The sequence below is a fragment of the Acidocella sp. MX-AZ02 genome, assembly GCF_000306035.1.
Taxonomy (GTDB): domain Bacteria; phylum Pseudomonadota; class Alphaproteobacteria; order Acetobacterales; family Acetobacteraceae; genus Acidocella; species Acidocella facilis.
Genome location: NZ_JH976210.1, coordinates 94,417 through 98,886, shown reverse-complemented (window position 1 = coordinate 98,886; position 4,470 = coordinate 94,417). Strand labels below are relative to the sequence as shown.

Sequence of the window (4,470 nt, the reverse complement as noted above, 5' to 3'; positions counted from 1 at the left end):
GGCCAAGCTGAAAGCTTAAAGGGGGCACAGCGGATACCGCCTTTTCCAAGAAGACGGCGCCGCACCGACGCGTTGCTGCTGAACCAGACGTTGAAACTGAGCCGCCCTATCCCCCGCCTCGGCGCCGAGGCGGGACGGCAGATCGAGCATCATCCGCGCGCCCCTGCCGGGTTCACGCCGACGGGCCCGGCTTTCCGGTTGCCAGACTGGCTTTTTTACGTCATCGATTTGTCACAGAACTGTTATTGACCCGGCCGCCGGTTCAACTAACAGCAGACCCCGTTTAACCAGAAGGGTTGGATCGATGAAACGCCGTACACTCCTCGCCGCCGCGCCTGCCGGCGCCATGCTCGCCTCCGCCGCCAACGCCGCCAGCGCCCCCACCAGCATCGCGCTGTGGCACGCCATGGGCGGCGCGCTGGGCGATACCCTCCAGGCCAGCGTCGACAAATTCAACGCCAGCCAGAGCGATTATCAGGTCCAGGCCACCTATAAGGGCACCTATGCTGACCTGCTCACCGCCTCCATCGCCGCCTGGCGCGGCGGCAAGGCGCCGAGCATCGCGCAGGTGTTCGATGTCGGCACCGCCGACATGATGGCGGCCGGCCGCGCCGTGGTCGATGTGTACAAGCTCTCCGAGATGACCGGTGTCGCGATCGACCCGGCCACCTATATCCCGGCGGTGCGCGGCTATTACAGCCTCAATAACGGCAAAATGGGCGCCGCCCCCTTCAACTCCTCCACCGCCGTGATGTGGATCAACAAGGACGCCTTCGCCAAGGCCGGGCTGGACCCCGAGGCGCCGCTCGCCACCTGGGACGACGTGATCAAGGCCGCGCGCGTGATCAAGGCGAAGAACGCCGCCGACATCCCGGTGATGACCTCCTGGCCGACCTGGAGCCAGTTCGAGCAGTTCGCCGCCATCCATAATGTCGAATATGCGACATTGAATGACGGCTTCGGCGGGCCGAAGCCGCAGCTGAAGATCGGCAGCGCGCCGTTCGTCAAGCAGCTGGACATGTTCCTCTCCATGCAAAAGGAAGGGCTGTTCTCCTATCAGGGCCGCGACGGCAAGCCGAGCCCGATCTTCTACGCTGGCAAGGCCGCGATCACCTTCGACAGCTCCTCGATCTACGGCCAGCTGGTGACGAGCGCCGCGTTCAAGTTCGCCGCCGCCCCCCTGCCCTACCACCAGGACATCATCAAGAGCCCGATCAACTCCATCATCGGCGGCGCGGCCTTCTGGGCGATGACCGCGCCGGGCCGCACCCCGGCAGAATACAAGGCGGCGGCCAGCTTCTTCAAATTCATCTCGCAGCCCGAGAATGACAGCGCCTGGGCCGAAAAAACCGGCTATGTGCCGGTCACCGTCGCCGGCAACCAGATGATCGAAAGCCAGGGCTTCTATGCCAAGAACCCGGGCAGCGACGTGGCAGTGAAACAGCTCACCCGCACCCAGCCCACCCCGCTCTCGCGCGGCATCCGCCTCGGCGGCATGCCGGAGGTCCGCGTGATCATCGAAGAGGAATGGGAAAAGGCGATCCAGAACGGCACCCCGGCGGCCACCGCCATGGAAACCGCGCAAAGCCGTGGCCAGGCCGTGATCAACCGTTTCGCGCAGACGCTCAAAGCCTGAGCGTGGAGCGGAAGACTCTCTTTCGCGGCTGGCTTCTGCCAGCCGCGCTTGTCGCCCCGCAATTGCTGATCACCTTCGTGTTCTTCTTCTGGCCCGCGGGCCAGGCGCTGGTGGAGAGCACGCAGGCGACGGACGCCTTCGGGCTCAGCACGATGTTTGTCGGGGCCTCGAATTTCCTCGCCCTGCTCACCGACCCGGATTATCACGCCGCGATTCTGCGCACGGCGTTTTTCTGTGTCGCCGTCACCATCCTGGCCATGGCCGCGGGACTGCTCTTCGCCAGCTTCGCCAACCGCGCCATCAAGGGCCGCTTTCTCTACCGCACCGCGCTGATCTGGCCCTACGCGATCGCGCCGGCGCTGAGCTCGGTGATCTTCGTCTTTCTGTTTCAGCCGCAAATCGGCATGATCACCAATCTGCTCGCCCGCTTCGGGGTGAATTTCAACTATACCGCCAATGGCAGTCAGGCGCTTGCCCTGGTCATCCTCATCGCCGCCTGGAAGCAGGTGAGCTATAATTTCATCTTCTATCTGGCCGCCCTGCAATCCGTGCCGCGCTCGATGCTGGAAGCCGCGACGCTGGACGGCGCGCGCGGGCTGCATCGCTTCCGCACCATGATCTGGCCGATGCTGATGCCAACCACTTTGTTCCTCAGCGTCACCAACATCGTCTATGCGGCGTTCGACACGTTCGACGTGATCTTCGCCCTCACCAGCGGCGGCCCCGGCACCTCCACCGACATGCTGGTGGTGAAGGTCTATCGCGATGGCGTGATCAATCTCGATCTCGGCGGCTCGGCCGCGCAATCGGTGTTGCTGATGGCGGGCATCATCGCGCTGACCGCCTTGCAGATGCGCCTGACCAGAGGCCGCACCACATGAAAAAACGTCCGGATTTTCTCGCCCATGCGGTTTTGCTGCTGGGCGTATTGTTGTTCATGTTCCCAATCTGGGTGGCCTTTGCCGGGGCCACGCAATCCGCCGCGGCGATCAATCGCGGGGCGATATCACTGGTGCCGGATTTCAGCAAGCTCGGCGTGTTCGTGCAGGCGCTCAGCTTCAGCAACGCCAACGCGCCGGTCTGGCACATGCTGCTGGTCAGTTTTTTCATGGCGCTCGCCATCGCCATCGGCAAGATCGTGATCTCGGCCCTCTCCGCCTTCGCCATCGCGTTCTTCCGCTTTCCGCTGCGCATGGTGGCGTTTTGGCTGATCTTCATCACGCTGATGCTGCCGATCGTGGTGCGCATCGTCCCCACCTACGCGGTGATGTCCGACCTGCATCTCATCGACACCTTCCCCGGCCTGACCCTGCCGCTGATCGCCTCGGCGACGGCGACCTTGCTGTTCCGGCAGATCTTCATCGCCGTGCCGGACGAGTTGGTGGAGGCCGCCAAGCTGGATGGCGCCGGGCCGATGCGGTTTTTCTGGGACGTGCTGCTGCCGGTCTCGCGCGCCAATATCGCGGCTTTGTTCGTGATCGAATTTGTTTATGGCTGGAACCAGTATCTCTGGCCGCTGCTGGTGACGACCAAAGGCGGGCTGAATACCATCGTCATCGGCATCGTTCAGATGATCACCGGCGACCAGCTCATTCCCTGGAATCTTGTAATGGCCACCACGATCCTTGCCCTGCTGCCGCCCATCCTGGTGGTGCTGGCAATGCAGCGCTGGTTCGTGGCCGGGCTGACGGAGGCGGATAAATAATGGCCACACTCGAACTGCAAGGCCTGGCCAAAAGCTTCGGCAACACCAAGGTGCTGCACGGGCTGGATGTGAAGTTGGACGATGGCGAGATGCTGGTGATCGTCGGCGGCTCGGGCTGTGGCAAATCCACGCTGCTGCGCCTGGTCGCGGGGCTGGAGAGCCCGACCGCCGGGCGCATCCTGCTGGACGGCAAGGACATCACCCATGTCGACCCCTCCAAGCGCGACGTGGCGATGGTGTTCCAGAATTACGCCCTCTATCCGCATATGAGCGTGTTCGAGAACATGGCCTACGGGCTGAAGCTGAAAGGGATGCCCAAGGTGGAGATCGCCAAGCGGGTGGAAGAGGCGGCGGACACGCTCTCGCTTTCCGCTCTGCTCGGCCGCAAGCCGGGACAGCTCTCCGGCGGTCAGCGCCAGCGCGTCGCCATGGGCCGCGCCATCGTGCGCGAACCGAAGCTGTTTCTGTTCGATGAGCCGCTCTCCAACCTGGATGCGAAGCTGCGCGTGCAGGTGCGCGCCGATATCCGCAAGCTGCAGAAGCGCCTCAACGTCACCAGCCTCTATGTCACCCACGACCAGGTGGAGGCGATGACGCTGGCGGACCGGCTGGCGGTGATGGAGCAGGGCGTGGCCGCACAGATCGCCACGCCTTTGGAAGTGTTCGCGCGCCCGGCGGACCAGTTCGTCGCCGGCTTCATCGGCGATCCGTCGATGAATTTCTGCAAGGCGGTGCTGTGCGCCGGCGGCCATGGCGCGAAGCTGGCGGCCGGGCCGGAGGTGGCGCTGCCGGGCGAGGCGTCCTGGGGCGCAGAGGGCATGGCGGTGATGCTGGGCATCCGCCCGCAGCACGTGGTCATCGAGCCCGGCACCGGGCCGCTGGGCTTTGCCGTGGCGCTGGAGGAGCCGCTGGGCTCGGAGGCGCTGCTGCACGGCACGCTGCCGGATGGCGAGGCCTTCCGCATCCGCGTCCCCTACCCTGCCCCGCAAGCGACGGCGTTGACCATCAGCCTGCCGGCGGCGCATCTGCATCTATTTGACGCGCAGACCGGCAAGCGCCTGGAAATCGCTTAAAAACAAGAGTTTTTTGGTGCCGCTTTTTTGCAAAAAAGCGGCGAAAACGTTTGGGG

The 4,470-nt window shown here is 64.1% G+C and carries 5 protein-coding genes; all 5 read left to right on the top strand.

The annotated features are described in order from the left end of the window. The coding region (locus MXAZACID_RS19835; RefSeq protein WP_205619828.1) for a hypothetical protein at positions 1-249 on the top strand (249 nt) is incomplete at its 5' end. A gap of 55 nt (positions 250-304) precedes the next feature. Then, positions 305-1,636: an extracellular solute-binding protein gene (locus MXAZACID_RS15170; RefSeq protein WP_008495367.1), complete on the top strand. Its 1,332-nt coding sequence runs from the start codon at positions 305-307 to the stop codon at positions 1,634-1,636. A gap of 2 nt (positions 1,637-1,638) precedes the next feature. Beyond that, positions 1,639-2,517 carry an ABC transporter permease subunit gene (locus MXAZACID_RS15165; protein ID WP_008495366.1) on the top strand — a complete coding sequence of 293 codons (879 nt, stop codon included), beginning with the start codon at positions 1,639-1,641 and terminating at the stop codon, positions 2,515-2,517. Then, positions 2,514-3,341 (top strand): sn-glycerol-3-phosphate ABC transporter permease UgpE, encoded by an 828-nt coding sequence (ugpE, locus tag MXAZACID_RS15160; RefSeq protein WP_008495365.1) that lies wholly within the window; start codon positions 2,514-2,516, stop codon positions 3,339-3,341. Before MXAZACID_RS15165 ends, ugpE begins: the two co-directional genes overlap by 4 nt. Then, the gene (locus MXAZACID_RS15155; protein WP_008495364.1) at positions 3,341-4,414 is read left to right on the top strand and encodes an ABC transporter ATP-binding protein; all 1,074 of its coding nucleotides are present in this window, start codon (positions 3,341-3,343) and stop codon (positions 4,412-4,414) included. The genes ugpE and MXAZACID_RS15155 overlap by 1 nt, the downstream gene beginning before the upstream one ends. Positions 4,415-4,470: the final 56 nt, after the last annotated feature.

What these genes read in the sequence shown, in the direction of transcription:
- MXAZACID_RS15170 (WP_008495367.1), top strand. Translation starts at nt 305, where the DNA reads ATGAAACGCCGTACACTCCTCGCCGCCGCGCCTGCCGGCGCCATGCTC.
- ugpE (WP_008495365.1), top strand. Translation starts at nt 2,514, where the DNA reads ATGAAAAAACGTCCGGATTTTCTCGCCCATGCGGTTTTGCTGCTGGGC.
- MXAZACID_RS15155 (WP_008495364.1), top strand. Translation starts at nt 3,341, where the DNA reads ATGGCCACACTCGAACTGCAAGGCCTGGCCAAAAGCTTCGGCAACACC.